We start from the raw sequence: 19,680 nt of genomic DNA, 5'->3' as shown, positions 1-19,680 counted from the left end.
CGCCGCATGCGCCCATCCCTGCTCCCCCGCCGCACCGGCTACTGGCTGCAGCTTGCGCTGACGCTGCTGGTCTGCGCGTTCATGACCGTGCCGGTGGTGCTGTCAGTGCTGGCCGGCCTGACCAACAACATCTTCGTGGGCGTGTCCAGTGGCCTGACCACGCGCTGGCTGGCCGAGGTCTGGGCGCTCTATCGCAACACGATCTTCCTGTCGCTGGGCATTGCGCTGGCCTGCCTGGCCTGCACGCTCGTGATCGGCGTGCCCGCCGCCTACTACATGGCGCTGCGGCGCAACCGCGTGACGCGGCTGATCGAGGAGCTGCTGATGCTGCCGGTGGCGCTGCCGGGGCTGGCCACGGCGCTGGGGCTGATCCTGCTCTACGGCAGCTTCCAGGGGCTGCGCACGAGCTGGGTGTTCATCCTGATCGGCCACGTGGTGTTCACGCTGCCGTTCATGGTGCGGGCGGTGCTGGCCATCCTGGCGGCCATCGACATCCGCACGCTCGAAGACGCCGCCGCCAGCCTGGGCGCCACGCGGCTGCAGCGCTTTTTCACGGTGGTGCTGCCCAACTGCCGCCAGGGCATCCTGGCCGGCGCGCTGATGGTGGTCACGCTGTCGGTGGGCGAATTCAACCTGACGTGGATGCTGCACACGCCCACCACGCAGACGCTGCCCGTGGGGCTGGCCGACAGCTATGCGTCGATGCGGCTGGAGATTGGCTCCGCGTACACCATCGTCTTCTTCGTCATGATCATCCCGCTGCTGGTGTTCATGCAGGCCCTGAGCGCGCTGGGCGCCCGCACCCGCCGCCATGCCTTGCCTGCCGATGCCGCCGCCGTCCTGCCGGCCGGCGCCCCGCCCGTCACCCCTGTTGCCGAACGCCGCCATGCATGAACCGACCCCCATCCGCCTGCGCCAGTGCGCCAAGACGTTTGCCGACGGCACGCTCGCGCTGCACCCGCTGGACCTGGACATCGGCGCCGCCGAGACCGTGGTGCTGCTGGGGCCGTCCGGCTGCGGCAAGACCACCACGCTGCGCATCATCGCCGGGCTGGAGCAGCCCGACGCGGGCGGCGACGTCTGGTTTGGCGACACCCGCGTGACCGACCTGCCGATCGAGCAGCGCGGCGTGGGCATGGTGTTCCAGAACTACGCGCTGTTTCCGAACATGAGCGTGGCCGAGAACATTGCCTACGGCCTGCGCGTGCGCCGCGTGGATGGCGCAACCCGCCGCCGCCGCGTGGACGAGATGCTGGCGATGATGCACCTGGAGCCGTTTGCCGACCGGCGCATCGACCAGTTGTCGGGCGGCCAGCGCCAGCGCGTGGCGCTGGCCCGCGCCATCGCCGTGCAGCCGCGCGTGCTGCTGCTGGACGAGCCGCTGACCGCGCTGGACGCCAAGCTGCGCGACACGCTGCGCGCCGACATCAACCAGCTCCTGCGCAGCCTGCGCATCACCGCCGTCTACGTGACCCACGACCAGGCCGAGGCCATGGCGCTGGGCGACCGCATCATCGTGATGGACAAGGGCCGCATCGCGCAGGTGGGCACGCCGCAGGACATCTACCGCGCGCCGGCCAACGCGTTCGTGGCCGATTTCATCGGCACCATGAACCACCTGCCCGGCACGGCCGAGGCCGGCCGCTGGCGCGTGCCGGGCGGGACGGTGCCGATGGGCCCGCCCGATGACGCACCGGTGTCCGCCAACGCGCGGCTCATGTTCCGGCCCGAGGACGTGGCACTGGTACACGCCGATGACGCCCACGTGGAAGGCGTGGTCGTGACGGCGCTGTTCCTGGGCAACCACACGCGGCTGCTGGTGGACGTGGGCGCCGCCACGCCGCTGATCGTCGACACCGCGCGCCGCGACGCGTGGGCAGCCGGCGCGCGCGTGGGCCTGCGCATCGATACCAACCACCTGATCACGCTCGCCGAAGCCGCATGACCCCCGCATCCTCCGCACCCGCCTGCCTGGTGGCGCAACTGACCGACCTGCACATCAAGGCGGGCGGCAAGCTGTCTTACCGGATGGTGGACACCGCCGGCGCGCTGCACGCCGCCATCGACACGCTGCTGGCCGCGCCGCAACTGCCCGACGTGGTGGTGGTCACCGGCGACCTCGTCGACTTTGGCGATCCGCACGAATACCGCTTCCTGCGCGACATCCTGCAACGGCTGCCGATGCCGGTGAAGCTGCTGCCGGGCAATCACGACCACCGTACGTCGCTGCGTGCCGTGTTCCACGACCACGACTACCTGTTCGCGCACGGCGATGCCGAGGCACCGGTGCACTACGCGATCGACGCGGGCCCGCTGCGGCTGGTCGGTTTCGACTGCACGGTGCCCGGCCAGCCGGGCGGCCATGCCACGCCCGACGGGCTGGCCTGGCTCGACGCCACGCTGGCGGCGGCGCCGGGCCGGCCCACGCTGGTGATGCTGCACCATCCGCCGTTCCATACCGGCATCGGCCACATGGACGCCCAGGGGCTGGGCAACGCGGCCGGGCTGGAAGCGGTGATTGCGCGGCACGCGCACGTGGAGCGCGTGATCTGCGGCCATCTGCACCGCCATATCACGCGGCGCTTTGGCGGCACCATCGCCATGACCGCGCCGGGCCCCGCGCACCAGGTGGCGCTGGACCTGGACCCGCAGGCCGCGTCGCGCTTCCGCATGGAGCCGCCCGGCTACCTGCTGCACTGGTGGCATCCCGCGCACGGGCTGGTCACGCACCTGGCGGCCATTGGCGACCACGGCCCACTGCACCCGTTCTTCGACGCCCAGGGCAAGCTGATCGACTAGCCGGCCGCCCGCACGGCGGGCCCGCACCGAAGTGGCATTGCGGTACCATCCCCGGTTTCATTTTCCCGATGCCGGACCGGGGCGCCGCCCGCCGGCCCGCGCTTTTCTCCCTGACATGGACCTGCTTCTGCTCAGCAATTCGACGTCGGACGAGGGCTACCTCGTCCATGCCCGCCAAGCCATCGAAAGTTTGGCCGATGGCCGCACCCACGCGCTGTTCGTACCCTACGCCGGGGTGACGCGCGACTGGGACGGCTATGCCGCGCAGGTGCGCGAGGCGCTGGCGCCGGCCGGCATCGCGGTGGCGAGCCTGCACGAGCAGGCCGACCCGCAGGCGGCCGTGGCCGCCGCGACGCTGATCGTGGTGGGCGGCGGCAACACGTTCCGCCTGCTGCAGGTGCTGCGCCAGCAGGGACTGCTGGCGCCGATCGCGGCGCGGGTACGCAGCGGCGCCGCGCGCTACATCGGCTGGAGCGCCGGCTCGAACCTGGCCGCGCCGACCATCCGCACCACCAACGACATGCCGGTGGTGGACCCAGGCGGCTTCGACGCGCTCGGCCTTGTGCCGTTCCAGATCAATCCGCACTACTACAACGTGGAAATCGAAGGCTTTCGCGGCGAAACGCGTGACCAGCGGCTGGCCGAATTCACCACGCTGTCGCCGGACACGCCCGTGCTGGGCCTGCCCGAAGGCGACTGGGTGCGCGTGTCGGGCAACGCCTTTGCGCTGCACGGGCCGCACGCGGCACGCTGGTTCCTGGGCGAGCGGCGCTGGGACGTGACCGCCGGGCCGCTGGCATTGCCGGCCTGACCCGCACGCGGCGGACAAAAAAAATACCCGCAGCCGGGAGGAGCAGGTACAGAAGTGGTATGGACAAGTCGCGGAATTCGTCCACGGGAAAAATGCTGTCATCGCATCATTGCGCTGCCAATAATCTTTCCGGACTAGTCAGCGGCTGTCACGTATTTGTCGCGTACCTGACACGTATGGCAGCTTCGCCACATCGGCGGTTTGGGCGCATGGACAACGCGGCGGGAATCCAGTCCAATCGAGCACTTGCCGCCCCTGCCCTGCCCCGCCTGCCCCATGTCGCGTGCCCGCCTGCTGTTGATCGATGACCACACCCTGTTTCGCACCGGGCTAAAACTGCTGCTGGCCGACAGCCCCAGCGTGGCGACGATCATCGAGGCCGGGTCGGTCATGGAGGCCGTCGAGGCGCACGGCAGCCAGCCGGTGGACATCCTGCTGCTCGATATCCAGATGCCGGGGCTGAACGGCATCGAGGGCGTCAAGGTGCTGCGGCGCCACTTTCCGGCCGCGCGGATCGTGATCGTGTCGGGCACGTCACATATCGACGCCATCCCGCCCGAGGCGCGCCGCGAGATTGCCGGATTCCTGCCGAAGTCGGCCGACGCGCTCGACATCGAGCGCGCCATCGCCAGTTGCCTGGCCGGCGGCACGCATTTCTCGGCCGACGGCCTCGGCCACGGCGCAGACCCCGGCGCCAGCGGTGACCCGCCGCCGGCCTACGAGCCAAGCCAGCTCACGCCGCGCCAGCTGGAGGTGCTGTCGCAGTTGAGCCTGGGGCGGTCGAACAAGGTCATCGCCTACCACATGGGGTTGTCCGAGAACACCGTGCGCGTGCATGTGGCAGCCATCCTGAACCACCTTGGCGTGGTCAGCCGCGTCGAAGCCATCCTGGAGGCCCAGCGCCGCGGGCTGGTGCAGACCCGGCGCTAGCCCGCCACCGACCCCGCCGCGACCATGGCGCTGCCCTTCCTGCCCCACTACGACGAGCCGCGGCTGCTGTCCGCGCAGATGGAGCTGATCGACCAGAGCTTCGGCATGGCGATGCTGGGCTGCACGCTGGCGGCGATCTTCCTGGGCACCGGGCTGGCGCTGACCGACGGCCATCCCGGCGCGCTGCCGTGGGCGGCGGCCGTGACCATGGTCTGCGCCATCGCGCATTTCGGCCGGCGCGCCGTGCCGGACCGCCTGAGCGAGGCGCGCTGCGGCCTGTACGCGCGCGGCATGACGGTCGTGCTGGTGCTGATCGGGTGCCTTTGGGGGTTGGCCGGCTGGCTCTACCTCGACATCCGGTCGCCGGCCGTGGTGATCTGCGTGCTGTCGCTGATCGCCGGCATGAGCGCCGCGGCGCTGGCCGTGTTCTCGGCCTGCCTGCCGGTGGCCGTGGGCTTCTTCATCCCGGCCATCATGCCGGTGTGGGCCGTGTTCATCGTCACGCACGATATCGCCTACCTGCCGATGTTCCTGGCCACGCCGCTCTACCTGTTCGTGCTGATCGTGTTTGCGCGCAACTACTCGCGCATGGCGCGCCACTCGCTGGCGCTACGGTTCGAGAACGTCGAGTTGATCTCGCAACTGCGCGACCAGACCGCGCGCGCCGGGCGGGCCCAGCGCGAGGCCGAGGAGGCCAATCGCGCCAAGTCGGTGTTCCTGGCATCGGCCAGCCACGACCTGCGCCAGCCGCTGCATGCGCTGGGGCTGTTCCTGGTCTCGCTGGCCCGCACGCCGCTCGACGCGCGGCAGCGGCAACTGCTGGACCACATCGAAGCCTCGTCGGGCGCCGCGCGCGAGATGCTGAACACGTTGCTCGATTTCTCGAAGCTGGACGCCGGCGTGGTCACGTCGCGGCCCCGCCCGTTCCGGCTCCAGCCGCTGCTGCACAAGCTGGAGAACGAATTCGCGCCACAGGCCAATGCGCGCGGGCTGGTCTACCGCACACGCGATACCACGGCCACGCTGTTCGGCGACCCGACGCTGACCGAGCTGATCCTGCGCAACCTGATTGCCAACGCCATCCGTTACACCCGCGCCGGCGGCGTGCTGGTGGCCTGCCGCGCGCGGCGCTTCCACGTGTCGATCGAGGTCTGGGACACCGGCGTGGGCATCCCGGCCGAGCACCACCGGGCGATCTTCCGCGAGTTCCACCAGCTCGGGAATCCGGAGCGCGACCAGCGCAAGGGGCTGGGCCTGGGGCTGGCCATCGTCGACGGGCTGGCGCGCACCATGCGCACGGTGGTGACGCTGGGCTCCACGCCGGGCCGCGGCTCGGTGTTCCGGCTGCGGATGCCGCTGGCGTGGGCCGCGCCCGAGGAAGCCGCGGAGCCGGGGCTGGCGATGCGGTGCGACGGGCTGCGCGTGCTGGTGATCGACGACGATCCGGCCATCCGCGATGCCATGGCCGGGCTGCTGGCGGTCTGGCACTGCGACAGCCGCACGGCCGAGACCGAGGAACAGGCGCTGGCGCTGGCCGCGACCTTCGCGCCGGACCTGATCCTGGCCGACTACCGGCTGCGCGGCCATCGCACCGGGCTGGAAGCCATCGCCGCTATCCGGGCGCAGGCCGGGCGCGACGTGCCCGCCATCGTCATCACCGGCGACACGGCGGCCGACCCGCTACGCAACGTCCATGCTGGCGGCGTGGCGCTGCTGCACAAGCCAGTGGTACCGGGCGAGCTGCAGGCGGCCATCGCCGCACTGCTGCACGAGGCTTCCGCCCACGCCGACGCCCCGGCCGAATGGAAACCGGCCGAACGATAAGCAGGACATGGGGGGGCCGTCAGCCGATCATCCGCATCGGCAACAGCGCGTAGGCCAGCACCAGCACGCCGACGATGGCCGGCGACACGTACTTCAGCGCAAGGCTCTGCGACTGCACGCCCAGATAGGCGTACATGCAGACGAGGATCATGGCGCAGCCAAAGACAAGGCCGTCATAGACTTGCATGGATGTCTCCCAGAGTGCGTTCTTCGACTACTTCTGTGATGACGGGCGTGCTCTTCGGGGGCGCCCGGGTACTGCCCACTGCAATCTATTGCGACCGATGGTCGCGCCATCGGGGGGACGCGGCAATCATGGTAATCCCTCCATTTCTGGCGTTTTAACAATGCTGCGGCGCGGGATGGGAGACCGGGGGGATACCGCTCGGGGCGGCGGGGGAAGTCAAGGGAAATCTGGAGCGGGGGGGTGTTCAGGCTTTCGTATCGCCGGGGCCCCTCACCCGCGTGGCGGGCGAGGGATTGCAGCTATAGGCGGACGGGGGGTCTATCGCTGGCCGAAATGGGCGTCGCGGAACAGCTTCTCCAGGCCGCGCGGCTGCGAGCGCCAGTACTGCTTTGGCGCGTCGACCTGGGCGCCAAGCCTGGCGGCGGCATGCCACGGCCAGCGCGGGTCGTACAGCATCGCGCGGGCAATCGAGATCATGTCGGCCTCGTCGTTGGCGATGATCGCCTCGGCCTGCTCGGGCTCGGTGATCAGGCCCACGGCCAGCGTCGGCAGGCCCACCTCGGCCTTCACGCGCTGGGCGTACGGCACCTGATAGCCCGGGCCGATCTTGATGGCCTGCTGCGGCGACACGCCGCCGGTGCTCACATGCACCGCCGCGCAGCCGCGCGCCTTGAGCGCATGGGACAGCGCGATCGTGCCGTCGATGTCCCAGCCATTCGGCACCCAGTCCGTGGCCGACACGCGCATCCAGACCGGCCGTTCGGCGGGATACGCCTCGCGCACGGCATCGAACACCTCCAGCGGAAAGCGCATGCGGTTTTCCAGGCTGCCGCCGTACTCATCTGTGCGATGGTTGGCAATCGGCGACAGGAACTGGTGCAGCAGGTAGCCATGCGCGCCGTGCACCTCGATGCCCTCCACGCCCAGCCGCGCGGCACGCCGGGCGGCCGCCACGAAGTCATCGCGGATCTTGCGCAGGCCGGCCTTGTCCAGCGCGGTGGGCGGCGCCTCGTCGGCCGCATGCGGCACGGCCGAAGGCGCCACGGTCTGCCAGCCGGCCGGCGCGTCCGGACGGATCTGCGCGCCGCCGTCCCACGGCGCCTGGCTGGACGCCTTGCGCCCGGCATGGCCAAGCTGCACGGCCACGGCAATCGGCGAGTAGCGGCGCACGGCATCGAGCACGCGCCCCAGCGCGGCTTCGTTGGCGTCGCTGTAAAGCCCCAGGTCGGCCGGCGAAATGCGGCCCTCCGGCGACACGGCCGTCGCCTCCACGATCATCAGCCCCGCGCCCGAAAGCGCCAGGCTGCCAAGGTGGATCATGTGCCAGTCAGTGGCCGAACCCTGTTCCGCGGAGTACTGACACATCGGCGCAATGGCGATCCGGTTGGACAGCGCGAGTTCGCCGATCCGGTAGGGGTCGAAGAGATGGGGCATGGGGTTCCTTGTCGTCTTGCTGGCCGCCGGGACACGGCCAATGTCCCGGGGAATTGTAGGCGGCCGCGGAAATCCGTGCAGACGGCGCCGCGCCCTGCCCCTGCGTCAGAACTTCGGAATCCTCAGCGTCTTGCTGATCATCAGGCTGCCGCTAAGCACGAACAGCAGCGCCAGCGGGTGGAACGTGCCGCCGGCGATGTCCCATGCACCGCCGGGCAAGGCGTCGCCGATCAGGCCGCGCGATGCGCACCAGGCCAGTACGCCGGTCAGCACCACGCTGGTTGGGATGGGCGTGCCTTCGAAGTACTTGACCTTGCCCTGCGCGGAGCCCTCGGCCAGCGTTTCGGCCGTGACGTTGAAGCGGGCCAGGCGGCTGACGCCGCAGCAGACGAAGTAGATCAGCGCGGCGAGGTCCCAGCCGCCGCGCATGCCGGCCGCAAAGGCCAGCGTGGCGGGGCCGACGCCGAACGAGATGATGTCGGACAGCGAATCGAGCTCGCGGCCCAGCGCGGAATGCGCGTGGCGCCAGCGGGCGATGCGGCCGTCGAGCACGTCGAAGATGAACGCGGCCGGCGCCAGTGCCGCCGCGATGTAGAAATACCGGAGCGTGGGCTCCGCGACGAAGTACATCGCGTAGAAGACGGAGCCCATGCCGCACGCGGCGTTGGCCAGCGTGAAGAAGTCCGCAAGCTGCAAGTCGCGCAGCATCGAGAAATGCCTGGGGCGCTGCTGAGGGGTGGACATGCGGCGGACTCCTTTGTGCGTTGGCGCCCGGGCCGGGCGCCCGGACGGTCAGAGTACGGTGTTCACGTGATGCACGGCCGGCGGCGCGGCAAAGCAGTCGCTGACCAGCTTGCGCCACTCCTGGAACTCGTCAGATTCGCGGAAGTGGACCATGTGGTCTTCCACGGTTTCCCAGGCCACCACCAGCGCATACTGCGACGGCTGCTCGATCGAGCGCTGCAGGTTCAGGCCGTGGCAACCGCGGGAACGCAGGAACAGCGGCTTTGCCTTGGCCACGTTGGCCTCGAACTGCGCTTCCATGCCGGGCTTGATCGTGATCTGTGCAATTTCGTGAATCATGATGGGTCTTCTCTGGGTGGCTTGATATCGGTGCCTGTCTGACAGCGCGGCACGCGCGTTCTACCTTAGCAGATTTGCGCCAGGCGGCTTACTTGACCGTCCGCCGCGCCAGGCTTTGCACCAGGTAGGCCACCACCAGCGCATTGGCCACCGCCAGTCCGACATGGAGCCACGTGGGGTGGCGCACGGCCTCGTACACCTCTACCGGGATATAGATGCCGCCAGACCACACGCCGATCCAGTTGCCCCAGGCCCGGCCGTGCCACAGGCCGTAGGCTTCGGCAAAGCGCATCAGCGCGTACACGGCGGCGGAGCCACCGATGGCCCAGAGCCGGCCGTCGGCGGGATGGTTCAGCAGCGCCAGGAAGATCTTCGGGTAGTGGCCGGCGGGATTCAGGTGCAGCCGCGCGACGATGGACTCGGCCACCGCCTGGGCGTCGCTGTGCAGCAGCGCCACCAGGCCAAGACCGGCCAGGATGACCAGCGCGCCCTTGGCGGCTTCGAACAACGCAATGCTTTTGAGCCCCAGCGGGGAACCGGCGTGTGCCATGGCGGCGGGGTGGGAGTGGGGAAGCCGGTATTGTGCAGGATTGGCGGCGGCCTGCCATCGGGAAAATGGCAGGCGCCCCTCTCCCGATGGCGCGGGAGAGGGGCGAACGCGGACAGGTCAGGCCGCGCTCAGTTCTTCGCCACGGTCTCGGACGTCGGGCCCCAGCCGCCGCCGAGGCTGCGCACCAGCGCCACCGTGGCGGCGGCGCGCAGGCCGGCTACCGCGTTGGCATCGCGCTGCGACTGCAGCACGGTACGGTCCGCGTCGATCACGGTCAGGTAGTCGACCGCGCCGGCATCGTAGCGGCTGCGTGAGATGCGCTGCGCGCGGCGGGCGCCGGCCAGTGCGCCATCGAGCGCCGTAGCCTGCTGGCTGAGCCAGCGTACGTCGGCCAGGCTGTCCTCGACCTCGCGGAACGCCACCAGCACGGTCTGCTGGTAGCGGGCCACGCTTTCCTCGTGCGCGGCGCGGGCGCCGGCCAGGTTCGAGCTGTTGCGGCCCCCGTCGAAGATGGTCTGCGCCACCGTCGTGCCCACCAGCGGCCCGAGCATCCAGGTGCGCGACGACCACTTGAACAGGTTCGACAGGTCCGCCGACTCGAAGCCGAACAGCGCCGTCAGCGAGATGCGCGGGAAGAACGCGGCCTTGGCGATGCCGATGCGCGCGTTGGCCGCCGCCATCTGGCGTTCGGCCGCCGCGATGTCGGGACGCCGCTCCAGCAGCTCGGACGGCAGCCCGGCCGGCACAGCCACCGGTGCGGTATCGAACGGCCGCGCGGCCAGTCCGAACTGCGACGGTGCCACGCCGGTCAGCACGGCCAGCGCATGCTCCTGGTTGGCCCGGCGGCGCTCGATGCTGGCCAGGTCCGCACGCGCGGTGCCGAGTTCCGATTCGGCGCGGGCCGGATCGAGGTCGGTGGTCTCGCCGGCCTCGTACCGCTTGCGCAGCAGCGACAGCGAATCCTCGCGCAGCTTGATCGTGGCGTGCAGCAGCTCGCGGTCGCTGTCCAGCGTACGCAGCGCGAAGTACGCCTGCGCCGTGTCGGCCTGCAGCGCAAGCTGCACCGACCGGTACAGGTCTTCCGCGCCCTTCTCTTCCGCCCGCGCCGCGTTGACGCTGCTGGCCACGCGGCCGAACAGGTCCAGCTCGTAGTTGGCAAACAGCCGCGCCTTGTACACCGTCTGCGGCGACACGCGCGTGCCATCGGGCAGGCCCTGCGAGGCCGCCGACGGCTGCGTGCGCGTCGGGTCCAGCCCGGCGCTCAGTTGCGGGTACATGTCCGCCTCGGTGGCGCCGGTGAACGCCCGCGCCTGCTTCAGGCGGGCCGCCGCGGCGGCCAGGTCCTGGTTGTGGGCGTTGGCCGCGTCGATCAGGCGGTCCAGCTCGGCGTCGCCGAACACCTTCCACCAGTCGCCGCGCTGCTGGCCCTCGGCCGGCGTGGCGGTCTTCCACTGCGCACCCTCGGCGGCGGCCGCGTCGGCCTCCTTGAAGGTGGCGGCGGTGGGCGTCTCGGGCACCTTGTAGGTCGGTGCCAGCGAGCAGCCGGCCAGCACCAGGGCGGCAGCCAGCGTGGCCAGCCTCGGCAGGTACTGCTTCATCACGTTGTCTTGCATGTCGATCCCCATCACTCAGCCGACGGTACGGCGTGCGACGCCGACACATCGGTCGATACGGCCTCGCGGCGCTGCTTGCGCGTGGCCAGCAGCCGCAGGGCCACGTAGAACACCGGCGTCAGGAACAGGCCGAAGAACGTCACGCCCAGCATCCCCGCGAACACGGCCACGCCCATGGCATGGCGCATTTCCGCGCCGGCGCCGGTGGAGATCACCAGCGGCACCACGCCCATGATGAACGCGAACGACGTCATCAGGATCGGGCGCAGACGCAGGCGGCTGGCCTCGATCGCGGCCTGCACCACGGTACGGCCCTGGTGCTCCAGCTCGCGGGCGAACTCCACGATCAGGATCGCGTTCTTCGCGGACAGCCCCACCAGCACGATGAAACCGATCTGCGTGAAGATGTTGTTGTCCCCACGCGTGAGCCACACGCCGGTCATGGCGGCCAGCAGGCTCATCGGCACGATCAGGATCACCGCCAGCGGCAGCGTCAGGCTTTCGTACTGCGCGGCCAGCACCAGGAACACCAGCAGCACGCACAGCGGGAAGATCCAGACGCCCGCGTTGCCGGCCAGGATGTCCTGGTAGGTCAGCTCGGTCCACTCGAAGCCGATGCCCTTGGGCAGCGTTTCCGCGGCAATGCGCTCGGCGGCGGCCTGGGCCTGGCCCGACGAGAAGCCCGGCGCCGGGCCACCGTTCATGTCGGCGGCCGTGAAGCCGTTATAACGCGTCACGCTGTCGGGGCCAAAGCTCTGCTTGACCTTCACCAGCGACGACAGCGGCACCATTTCGCCGGAAGCGCTGCGCGCCTTCAACTGCAGGATGTCCTCCGCATGCTGGCGGAACTGCGCGTCGGCCTGGACCTTGACCTGGTACGTGCGGCCGAACTTGTTGAAGTCGTTCACGTACGACGAGCCCAGGTAGGTCTGCAGCGTCTCGAACACGTCGGTCACGGGCACGCCAAGCTGCTTGGCCTTGGTACGATCGAGCTGCACGTCAAGCTGCGGCACGTTCACCTGGTAGTTGCTGAAGATGCCGGCCAGCTCGGGCGTGGCGCGCGCCTTGGTCATGAACGCGTTGGTCGCGTTGAACAGCTCGTCGTAGCCCAGCGCGGCACGGTCCTCGATCATCATCTTGAACCCGCCGATGGTGCCCAGGCCCTGTACCGGCGGCGGCGGGAACACGGCGATAAACGCGTCCTGGATCGATCCGTACTGCTTGTTCAGGTCTGCCGCGATGGCGTTGCCGGACAGCTCGGCGCTCTTGCGTTCGTCGAACGGGTTCAGCGTGACGAACACGATGCCGGCGCTGGGGCTGTTGGTGAAGCCGTTGATCGACAGGCCCGGGAACGCCACCGCCGACTCCACGCCCGGATGCTTGAGCGCGATGTCCGACATGCGGCGGATCACGTCTTCGGTGCGATCCAGCGTGGCGCCGTCGGGCAGCTTGGCAAAGCTCACCAGGTACTGCTTGTCCTGCGCCGGCACAAAGCCCTTCGGCACCATCTGGAACACGCCCCACGTGGCCACCAGCATCACGGCGTAGACGCCGAACACCGAGCCCTTGCGGCGGATCACGCCCTTCACGCCGCGGCCGTAGCTTTCCGAGCTGCGCCCGAAGAAGCGGTTGAAGCGGGCGAAGAACTTGCCGAACACCTTGTCCATGCCGCGCGTCAGCCAGTCCTTCGGGGCGTCGTGGCCCTTGAGCAGCAGCGCGGACAGCGCCGGCGACAGCGTCAGCGAGTTGAACGCCGAGATGATCGTCGAGATCGAGATCGTCAGCGCGAACTGCTTGTAGAACTGGCCGGTCAGGCCCGTCATGAACGCCAGCGGCACGAACACGGCGATCAGCGTCAGCGCGATGGCGATGATCGGGCCGCTCACCTCGCGCATGGCCTTGTACGTCGCTTCCTTCGGCGACAGGCCCTCCTCGATGTTCCGCTCGACGTTTTCCACCACCACGATCGCGTCGTCCACCACGATACCGATCGCCAGCACCAGCCCGAACAGGCTCAGCGCGTTGATCGAGAAGCCAAACGCGTGCATCAGCCCGAACGTACCGACGATCGACACCGGCACGGCCAGCAGCGGGATGATCGATGCGCGCCACGTCTGCAGGAACAGGATCACCACCAGCACGACCAGCGCGATGGCCTCGAACAGCGTGTGGACCACGGCCTCGATCGAGTGACGCACGAACTGCGTGGGGTCATAGACGATGCTGTAGTCCACGCCTTCCGGCATGTTGGCCTTCAGCTCGGCCATGGTCTTGCGTACGTCGTTGGAGATCTGGATCGCGTTGGAGCCCGGCGACTGGAAGATCGGCAGCGCCACGGCGGACTTGTTGTCCAGCAGCGAGCGCAGCGCGTATTCCGAGGCGCCCAGTTCGATGCGGGCGATGTCCTTGAGGTAGGTGACCACGCCGTCGGGCGACGTCTTGACGATGATGTCGCCAAACTCCTCGACGGTCTGCAGCCGGCCCTGCGCGTTCACGGAAAGCTGCAGGTCGGTGCCCGGCAGCGACGGCGACTGGCCGATCACGCCGGCCGCCACCTGCACGTTCTGCTCGCGGATGGCGCGCACCACGTCGGACGCGGCCAGGCCGCGCTCGGCGATCTTCTCCGGGTTCACCCAGACGCGCATCGAGTAGTCGCCCGCGCCGAACATCTGCACCTGGCCCACGCCCTGGATCCGCGCCAGGCGGTCCTTCACGTTGATCAGCGCGTAGTTGCGCAGATACGTCATGTCGTAGCGGTCGTTCGGCGACGTCAGGTGCACCACCATGGTCAGGTCAGGCGAGCTCTTGACCGTGGTGATGCCCAGCCGGCGCACGTCTTCCGGCAGGCGCGGCTCTGCCTGCGAGACGCGGTTCTGCACGAGCTGCTGGGCCTTGTCGGGGTCGGTGCCCAGCTTGAACGTCACCGTCAGCGTCAGGTTGCCGTCGCTGTTGGCCTGCGAGTTCATGTACAGCATGTCCTCGACGCCGTTGATCTGCTCTTCCAGCGGCGTGGCCACGGTCTCGGCGATCACCTTCGGGTTGGCGCCCGGGAACTGCGCGCGCACCACCACCGACGGCGGCACCACTTCCGGGTACTCCGAGATCGGTAACTTGAACATCGAGATGGCGCCGATCAGGAAGATCAGCACCGACAGCACGCCCGCAAAGATCGGGCGATCGATAAAGAATTTCGAGAGATTCATCTTGGTCTCGGCGAAAGCAGTCCCCCTGGCCGTCCGCTCGGAAGCGGACGCCATACAGCTTCAGGGGAAATTTCAGTTTGGTGCCGGGGCGGCGCTCAGCCCACCTTGGCCTTGCCCGCCTTGTCGGCACGCCCGTCGTCCGCGGCCTGCTTGCGGTCGGGGGTGGTGCCGCGCGGCTCCAGTTCGCTGCGGTACGCCATGGCCACGGCCTTGGGCGCCACGGTGTCGCCGGGGCGCACGCGCATCAGGCCGTTCACGACGATGTTCTCGCCCGGTTGCAGCCCCTTGCGGATCACGCGCAGCCCTTCGTACGTGGGCCCGAGTTCCACCTCGCGGTAGACGAGCTTGTTGGCCTTGTCCACCACCAGCACGAACTTCTTGCCCTGGTCCGTGCCGATGGCGCGGTCGTTGATCAGCACGGCCGGATGCGGCGAACCGCCACCGAGCTTGACCTTGGCGTACAGGCCCGGCAGCAGGCGGCCGTCCTCGTTGTCGAACACCGCCCGCACGCGGATAGTGCCGCTGCGCGTGTCGAGCCGGTTGTCGATCGAATGGATCTTGCCCTTGTGCGGGTTGCCGTCCTCGTTGGCCAGGCCCAGGAACACCGGCAGGTCGTTCTTGCCGCCGCCGGCGCCCGGCGCCGTGTAGCGCAGGTAGCTCTGCTCGTCGACGTCGAAGCTTGCATAGACCGGCGAGACCGACACCACCGACGTCAGCGGCGGCGACGCCGCGCCAGCCGCCACGAGGTTGCCCACCGTGATCTCTGCGCGCGACACCTTGCCCGCCACCGGCGCCACGATGCGCGTGTAGCTCAGGTTCAGCTTGGCCACTTCCAGCGCCGCCTGCGCGCCGCGCACGTCGGCCGACATCTCGCTGGCCGCGTTGATGCGCTCGTCGAACTCGCGGCGCGAGATCGCGTTGTCGTCCAGCAGGCGCTGGGCGCGGGCCTTCTCGGTCTGCGCGTGCGAGGCGCGCACCTGCGCGGCGGCCAGTGCGGCTTCGGCGCGGGCCACTTCGGCCGCGTACGGGCGCGGATCGATCGTGAACAGCGGGTCGCCCTTCTTCACGATCGAGCCTTCGCGGAAGTGCACCGTTTCGATCGTGCCGGAAACGCGCGGACGGATTTCCACGCGGTCCACGGCCTCGATGCGGCCGGAGAACTCATCCCATTCGGTGATGGTCTGGCCCACCGCCGCGGACACTTCCACCGCCGGTGCCGGGGGCGGGGTATTGGCCTGCGCTTCCCCGCCGTGCCAGGGACGCAGTACCGAGGTTGCCACGCCCGCCCCAAGGATTGCCACGATGGCAAAGGCGATCAGCGTGCGTCGAGACTTGTGATTCATCTTTCTTCACTCCGTGTTTTCGTCGGGTTTCTTCAACTGGAAAAGCAAAACTCCGGGCCGAACGTCTCCCGCCGGCTCGATGGGCCGGAAAAACGGGAACAGCAAGGGGTACTCCGCCCGGGAACGAGCGAAGCAAAGCCACTACAGGGGTGCCAGCCTCAAAGGGCGCTGGCGGGAGAATCCGGCACCGTCACTGCTTTCACGGCGCCGGCCGGCGTTCGGACCGGATTACGAGGCGTCGTCGGCCTTCGCGAAACTTTCGCGCAGGAACCGCGCACCTTCTTTGACCCATGCCTGACACATCTCATGGGACTGTTCCACCCCGTCGCCACAGGCGCCGGGCATGATCAACGCCTTGGCCGGAATGCCGGCCTTGGCAAGCTTGGCGGCGAAGGCTTCGCCCTCGGCGCGCAGCGCATCCTGCTCTGCCACCTGCACCAGCGTGGGCGGCAGCCCCGCCAGCCGCGACGCCAGCGCCGGCGCCGCGTACGGGTGCACCGTGGCTGCCGGCGTGGGCAGGTAGTCGCGATAGTTGCAGGCCAGCTTGCGCAGCATTTCCATCGGCACCTGCCCGCCGGACGCGTGCTGCAGGCACGGGTCGGTCACGGGCCGGATCAGCCACTGGCCAGCCGGCTGCGGCAGGCCGCGGTCGCGCAGCATCTGCGCCGTGGCGATCGCCAGGTTGCCGCCGGCTTCCTCGCCGACCAGCGCAAAGCGCAGCTTGTCGACCTTGAGCTTGCGCGCCTGCTTGAGCACCCACGCCACAGTACTGACCGCGTCTTCGGGGGCCGCCGGGAACGGGTTTTCGGGCGCCAGCGAATAGTCGGGCGTCACCACCACGGCCGGGACCGACTCCGCCAGATCCCGCACCAGTTCCTTCGCGGCTTCCACGCCGCCGTCGACGAAGCCACCCGCGTGCAGGTAGATCATCCATGGCAACAATGGCGCACCGGCGCTCACGGGCCAATAACCTGCGGGGTAACAGACGCAGACCTTGATCTCCCGCTCGCCGCTGGACACCACGTGCTGGATCACGATGGCCTCGCCCTGTTCTGCGGCCGGTTGTACGGCGGAACTACGGGGAGTCGTGGTCTTGGTCATGGTTGTCCGGGCGACCGGCAATGGCCGTCGATGCTGTATTGCGATGCAGCGAATTATGGTGATTGACAACAACGGGATAAAGCGAGCTATTGCCAATGCACTGTTTCTGCGTTGGAATAATCGTCGAAGTGATCCCACATGGCTTGAAATGGATAGTGGAAATGTGATTCACTCCGGTCCTTCGGCATCTGCGCACTTGGGGAAACAGCGCAAACGCCGGCGCCCCAACCCTCCACCCGTCCCCGCTCCGGCCGCCACTGGCGGACCGCCGGCAGCAAATCCAGGCCGCGCACTTGACATGCAGCGGACCCGATCCCGCCAGACATCCTTCGGAACGTAGCCTCGGTCTTACTCCTTTCGAAAGCAACATCATGGATCGTCTTGTCTCAATGCAGGCATTCACTCGGGTGGTGGATGTCGGCAGCTTTGCGCGCGCGGCGGAGTCTCTGGACCTGCCCAAGGCCACGCTCACCCGGCTCATACAAAACCTGGAAACCCACCTGGGCGTCAAGCTGCTGCACCGGACCACGCGCCGCATCAGCGTGACCACCGACGGCGCCGCCTACTACGAACGCTGCGTCCGCATCCTGGCCGACGTGGAGGAAGCCGAACAGTCGCTGACGCGCCACAACAACTCCCCGCGCGGCACGCTGGCCGTGGACACCACGAGCGGGCTGGCGCAGATGGTATTGATGCCTCAACTGCACGACTTCTTCAACGCCTACCCGGAGCTGAAGCTGGAGCTGACCATCAACGGCAAGCCCATCGACCTGCTCAAGGAAGGCGTGGACGTGGTGCTGCGCGTCGGGACGCTGGACGAGGCCATGGTGGCGCGCCGCATCGGCCAGGTAAAGCTGGCGTTCTATGCGTCGCCAATCTACCTGCGCCGCTTCGGCACGCCGCGCGACCTGACGGAGTTGGCCCAGCACAAGGCCGTAAACTTCCTGTCGAACCGCACCGGACGCGAGACGCCCTGGACGCTGGCGCGCGGCGGCGAGCGCACCGAGGTGCTGCTGCCCTCGGTCATCTCGACCAACGACGCCGACGTCTACCTGGGCTGCGCGGTGGAAGGCCACGGCATCGCGCGCATCTCGCGGGCGATGGCGGAGCCGTACATCCACAGCGGCCGGCTCGTGGAAGTCATGGCCGACTGGCAGACCGACGAACTGCCGATCTCGGCGATGTATCCGCAGAACCGCCACCTGTCGGCCAAGGTGCGGGTATTCGTGAACTGGGCCGCCGAGATCTTCTCGCGGCACCCGCACTTCGGCGCGGCGCCGCAGCAGTTGGCGGCGTAGGTTCACGGGTGGCTCCCCTCTCCCGCCGCGCGGGCGAGGAGTCGTGGATGCGGGCATGGCGTTTCCATCCGCGACCTGTCTCTTTGGATGCGCTGGCCCTCACCCCCGGCCCCTCTCCCGCCGCGCGGGAGAGGGGAGCAACCCCCTTCCCGCAGCCTGTTCCCCTATTCCTTCCCGATCTCCTGCAGCATCCGCGTCATCAGGTAGAGCCGCGGCACGATCGAGTCCAGTTCCACGTATTCGTCGCGTGCGTGGTAGCCGAAGCCTGACAGCCCGAAGCTTTCCAGCACCACCGCCTTGCCCGAGCGGCCCGCAAAGCCCGCGTCGGTGCCGCCGCCCGTGCCCGGGATCAGGATGAGCTGGCGGCCGTCCAGTTCGGCGTAGATCTGCTGCGCGCGGGCGGCCAGTTGCCTGGAACGCGCGTCGGCCACGTAGGCGGGACGCCCCTCCTCCATCGCCACCGTGGTCTGCGTATCGGGGATCAGATGGCCGGCGGCCACCTTTTCCTGCAGCGCGGCCTGCAGCTTCTGCGCGGCGCCGCCCACGGTCACGCGCACGTCGCCGGTGGCGCTGGCCGATTCGGGAATCTGGTTCAGCGGTCCCGTGGTGCGCGCCTGCGTCCAGTTCAGTTGCGCACCGGGAATCTGGCGCGCCGTGTCGCGCGTCTGCTGCATCTGGTAGGCCAGCTCCAGCAGCGCGTTGCGGCCCAGCTCCGGCGCGGCGCCCGCGTGCGATGCGCGGCCCTTGACCTGCATCGTCGCCGTGGCCGTGCCGGCGGCGGCCAGCAGCAGCGATTCGGACTTCGCCACCGACTTGGCCACGTTGGGTTCGCACGACAGCACCACGTCATGCTGGGCGGCCAGCGTGGCGATGGTCTCGCCCGATCCCTGCGAGCCGATTTCCTCGTCCGGGTTCAGCAGCACGGTGATCTGCGCGTAGTCCTTCCAGCCCTGCGCCTTGAGGATGTCCAACGCGTGCAGGATCACGGCCAGCCCGCCCTTGTCGTCGGCGATGCCGGGCCCGTAGAGCCGGTTGCCATCCTCGCGGATCGGCTGCGTGGCCAGGATGCCGGCCGGGTACACCGTGTCCATATGGCCGATCAGCATGATCCGGCGCTTGCCGGCGCCCGTCAGCGTGGCCTTGACCATCGGCGCGGCGCTGGTCGTCATCGGCAGCCGCTCCACCTTGGCGCCCGCCGCCTGCAGCCGCTGCGTCACGTAGTCGGCCATGCGCGTCAGCCCGGCAATGTTGGCGCTGCCCGATTCGATCGACACCATGTCTTTGAGCGACTGCACGACGGCCGGCTGCGCGGCGCGCGCGGCGTCCAGCAGCGCCGGGTCGGCCTGCGCGGCAAGGGCCCCGTGGCACGCCACGGCGGCAGCAGCGGCGATGGCAAGGTGGCGAAGGGAAAGCGGCATGGTGTCTCCTGTTGTTGGTGTGGGATAGGAGGCTCCAATGTACCGCTTGCGGCATCTTGCAGGGAAGCCCGCGCGTCCACGCGCGC

17 protein-coding genes are annotated in these 19,680 nt (G+C 68.8%); 7 read left to right on the top strand and 10 right to left on the bottom strand.

Annotation, left to right across the window (positions count from 1 at the left end; translation table 11 throughout):
* The first annotated feature begins 6 nt into the window (after positions 1 to 6).
* From EHF44_RS25040 to EHF44_RS25015, 6 genes are all read left to right on the top strand, one after another.
* Complete coding sequence (locus EHF44_RS25040; RefSeq protein WP_124686376.1) at positions 7 to 894, top strand: ABC transporter permease; 888 nt, start codon at positions 7 to 9, stop codon at positions 892 to 894.
* Complete coding sequence (locus tag EHF44_RS25035; protein WP_124686375.1) at positions 887 to 1,945, top strand: ABC transporter ATP-binding protein; 1,059 nt, start codon at positions 887 to 889, stop codon at positions 1,943 to 1,945. Before EHF44_RS25040 ends, EHF44_RS25035 begins: the two co-directional genes overlap by 8 nt.
* Positions 1,942 to 2,799: a phosphodiesterase gene (locus tag EHF44_RS25030; RefSeq protein ID WP_124686374.1), complete on the top strand. Its 858-nt coding sequence runs from the start codon at positions 1,942 to 1,944 to the stop codon at positions 2,797 to 2,799. Before EHF44_RS25035 ends, EHF44_RS25030 begins: the two co-directional genes overlap by 4 nt.
* A gap of 115 nt (positions 2,800 to 2,914) precedes the next feature.
* The gene (gene pepE / locus EHF44_RS25025) at positions 2,915 to 3,610 is read left to right on the top strand and encodes a dipeptidase PepE (RefSeq protein ID WP_124686373.1); all 696 of its coding nucleotides are present in this window, start codon (positions 2,915 to 2,917) and stop codon (positions 3,608 to 3,610) included.
* A 276-nt stretch (positions 3,611 to 3,886) separates the two neighbouring features.
* Positions 3,887 to 4,540 carry a response regulator gene (locus tag EHF44_RS25020; protein WP_124686372.1) on the top strand — a complete coding sequence of 218 codons (654 nt, stop codon included), beginning with the start codon at positions 3,887 to 3,889 and terminating at the stop codon, positions 4,538 to 4,540.
* Positions 4,541 to 4,564: 24 nt separating this feature from the next.
* A complete protein-coding gene (locus EHF44_RS25015; RefSeq protein ID WP_124686371.1) occupies positions 4,565 to 6,364 on the top strand; it encodes an ATP-binding response regulator in 1,800 nt (599 codons plus the stop codon).
* A gap of 19 nt (positions 6,365 to 6,383) precedes the next feature.
* Here EHF44_RS25015 and EHF44_RS28500 read toward each other — a convergent pair whose 3' ends face one another.
* From EHF44_RS28500 to EHF44_RS24975, 9 genes are all read right to left on the bottom strand, one after another.
* The gene (locus tag EHF44_RS28500; RefSeq protein ID WP_172966180.1) at positions 6,384 to 6,551 is read right to left on the bottom strand and encodes a hypothetical protein; all 168 of its coding nucleotides are present in this window, start codon (positions 6,549 to 6,551) and stop codon (positions 6,384 to 6,386) included.
* A 318-nt stretch (positions 6,552 to 6,869) separates the two neighbouring features.
* On the bottom strand, positions 6,870 to 7,985 hold the full coding sequence (locus EHF44_RS25010; protein ID WP_124686370.1) for an NADH:flavin oxidoreductase/NADH oxidase: 1,116 nt from the start codon (positions 7,983 to 7,985) through the stop codon (positions 6,870 to 6,872).
* 105 nt (positions 7,986 to 8,090) lie between these two features.
* A complete protein-coding gene (locus EHF44_RS25005; RefSeq protein WP_124686369.1) occupies positions 8,091 to 8,729 on the bottom strand; it encodes a CDP-alcohol phosphatidyltransferase family protein in 639 nt (212 codons plus the stop codon).
* Positions 8,730 to 8,777: 48 nt separating this feature from the next.
* Positions 8,778 to 9,068, bottom strand: a complete 291-nt coding sequence (locus EHF44_RS25000) for an antibiotic biosynthesis monooxygenase family protein (protein ID WP_124686368.1) — start codon at positions 9,066 to 9,068, stop codon at positions 8,778 to 8,780.
* Positions 9,069 to 9,156: 88 nt separating this feature from the next.
* Positions 9,157 to 9,618, bottom strand: a complete 462-nt coding sequence (locus EHF44_RS24995) for a DUF2127 domain-containing protein (protein ID WP_124686367.1) — start codon at positions 9,616 to 9,618, stop codon at positions 9,157 to 9,159.
* Between the two features lie 128 nt (positions 9,619 to 9,746).
* On the bottom strand, positions 9,747 to 11,231 hold the full coding sequence (locus tag EHF44_RS24990) for an efflux transporter outer membrane subunit (protein ID WP_124686366.1): 1,485 nt from the start codon (positions 11,229 to 11,231) through the stop codon (positions 9,747 to 9,749).
* Positions 11,232 to 11,242: 11 nt separating this feature from the next.
* Entirely contained in the window at positions 11,243 to 14,434 is a 3,192-nt protein-coding gene (locus EHF44_RS24985; RefSeq protein ID WP_124686365.1) for an efflux RND transporter permease subunit, read from the bottom strand.
* Between the two features lie 95 nt (positions 14,435 to 14,529).
* Positions 14,530 to 15,777, bottom strand: a complete 1,248-nt coding sequence (locus EHF44_RS24980) for an efflux RND transporter periplasmic adaptor subunit (RefSeq protein WP_124686364.1) — start codon at positions 15,775 to 15,777, stop codon at positions 14,530 to 14,532.
* A 228-nt stretch (positions 15,778 to 16,005) separates the two neighbouring features.
* Positions 16,006 to 16,878 carry an alpha/beta hydrolase gene (locus EHF44_RS24975; protein WP_124686363.1) on the bottom strand — a complete coding sequence of 291 codons (873 nt, stop codon included), beginning with the start codon at positions 16,876 to 16,878 and terminating at the stop codon, positions 16,006 to 16,008.
* Positions 16,879 to 17,249: 371 nt separating this feature from the next.
* On the opposite strand from EHF44_RS24975, the gene EHF44_RS24970 reads away from it, so the two are divergent.
* Positions 17,250 to 18,176, top strand: a complete 927-nt coding sequence (locus EHF44_RS24970; protein ID WP_124686362.1) for a LysR family transcriptional regulator — start codon at positions 17,250 to 17,252, stop codon at positions 18,174 to 18,176.
* 164 nt (positions 18,177 to 18,340) lie between these two features.
* On the opposite strand, the gene EHF44_RS24965 is transcribed toward EHF44_RS24970, so the two are convergent.
* Positions 18,341 to 19,594, bottom strand: coding sequence for a M20/M25/M40 family metallo-hydrolase (locus EHF44_RS24965; protein WP_124686361.1), 1,254 nt, complete (start codon positions 19,592 to 19,594; stop codon positions 18,341 to 18,343).
* Between the last annotated feature and the right edge of the window lie 86 nt (positions 19,595 to 19,680).

It is taken from the genome of Cupriavidus pauculus, from assembly GCF_003854935.1.
Lineage (GTDB): Bacteria > Pseudomonadota > Gammaproteobacteria > Burkholderiales > Burkholderiaceae > Cupriavidus > Cupriavidus pauculus_C.
Note: the sequence above shows the minus strand (reverse complement) of the source record. Positions and strands in the feature narration are given on the sequence as shown.

Bases quoted from the DNA above. Each gene is read 5' to 3' on its own strand.
- EHF44_RS28500 (WP_172966180.1), bottom strand. From the start codon at position 6,551: ATGCAAGTCTATGACGGCCTTGTCTTTGGCTGCGCCATGATCCTCGTC.
- EHF44_RS25040 (WP_124686376.1), top strand. From the start codon at position 7: ATGCGCCCATCCCTGCTCCCCCGCCGCACCGGCTACTGGCTGCAGCTT.
- EHF44_RS25010 (WP_124686370.1), bottom strand. From the start codon at position 7,985: ATGCCCCATCTCTTCGACCCCTACCGGATCGGCGAACTCGCGCTGTCC.
- EHF44_RS25035 (WP_124686375.1), top strand. From the start codon at position 887: ATGCATGAACCGACCCCCATCCGCCTGCGCCAGTGCGCCAAGACGTTT.
- EHF44_RS25005 (WP_124686369.1), bottom strand. From the start codon at position 8,729: ATGTCCACCCCTCAGCAGCGCCCCAGGCATTTCTCGATGCTGCGCGAC.
- EHF44_RS24965 (WP_124686361.1), bottom strand. From the start codon at position 19,594: ATGCCGCTTTCCCTTCGCCACCTTGCCATCGCCGCTGCTGCCGCCGTG.
- EHF44_RS24970 (WP_124686362.1), top strand. From the start codon at position 17,250: ATGGATCGTCTTGTCTCAATGCAGGCATTCACTCGGGTGGTGGATGTC.
- EHF44_RS25020 (WP_124686372.1), top strand. From the start codon at position 3,887: ATGTCGCGTGCCCGCCTGCTGTTGATCGATGACCACACCCTGTTTCGC.
- EHF44_RS24995 (WP_124686367.1), bottom strand. From the start codon at position 9,618: ATGGCACACGCCGGTTCCCCGCTGGGGCTCAAAAGCATTGCGTTGTTC.
- EHF44_RS25015 (WP_124686371.1), top strand. From the start codon at position 4,565: ATGGCGCTGCCCTTCCTGCCCCACTACGACGAGCCGCGGCTGCTGTCC.
- EHF44_RS24985 (WP_124686365.1), bottom strand. From the start codon at position 14,434: ATGAATCTCTCGAAATTCTTTATCGATCGCCCGATCTTTGCGGGCGTG.
- pepE (WP_124686373.1), top strand. From the start codon at position 2,915: ATGGACCTGCTTCTGCTCAGCAATTCGACGTCGGACGAGGGCTACCTC.
- EHF44_RS24990 (WP_124686366.1), bottom strand. From the start codon at position 11,231: ATGCAAGACAACGTGATGAAGCAGTACCTGCCGAGGCTGGCCACGCTG.
- EHF44_RS25000 (WP_124686368.1), bottom strand. From the start codon at position 9,068: ATGATTCACGAAATTGCACAGATCACGATCAAGCCCGGCATGGAAGCG.
- EHF44_RS24980 (WP_124686364.1), bottom strand. From the start codon at position 15,777: ATGAATCACAAGTCTCGACGCACGCTGATCGCCTTTGCCATCGTGGCA.
- EHF44_RS25030 (WP_124686374.1), top strand. From the start codon at position 1,942: ATGACCCCCGCATCCTCCGCACCCGCCTGCCTGGTGGCGCAACTGACC.
- EHF44_RS24975 (WP_124686363.1), bottom strand. From the start codon at position 16,878: ATGACCAAGACCACGACTCCCCGTAGTTCCGCCGTACAACCGGCCGCA.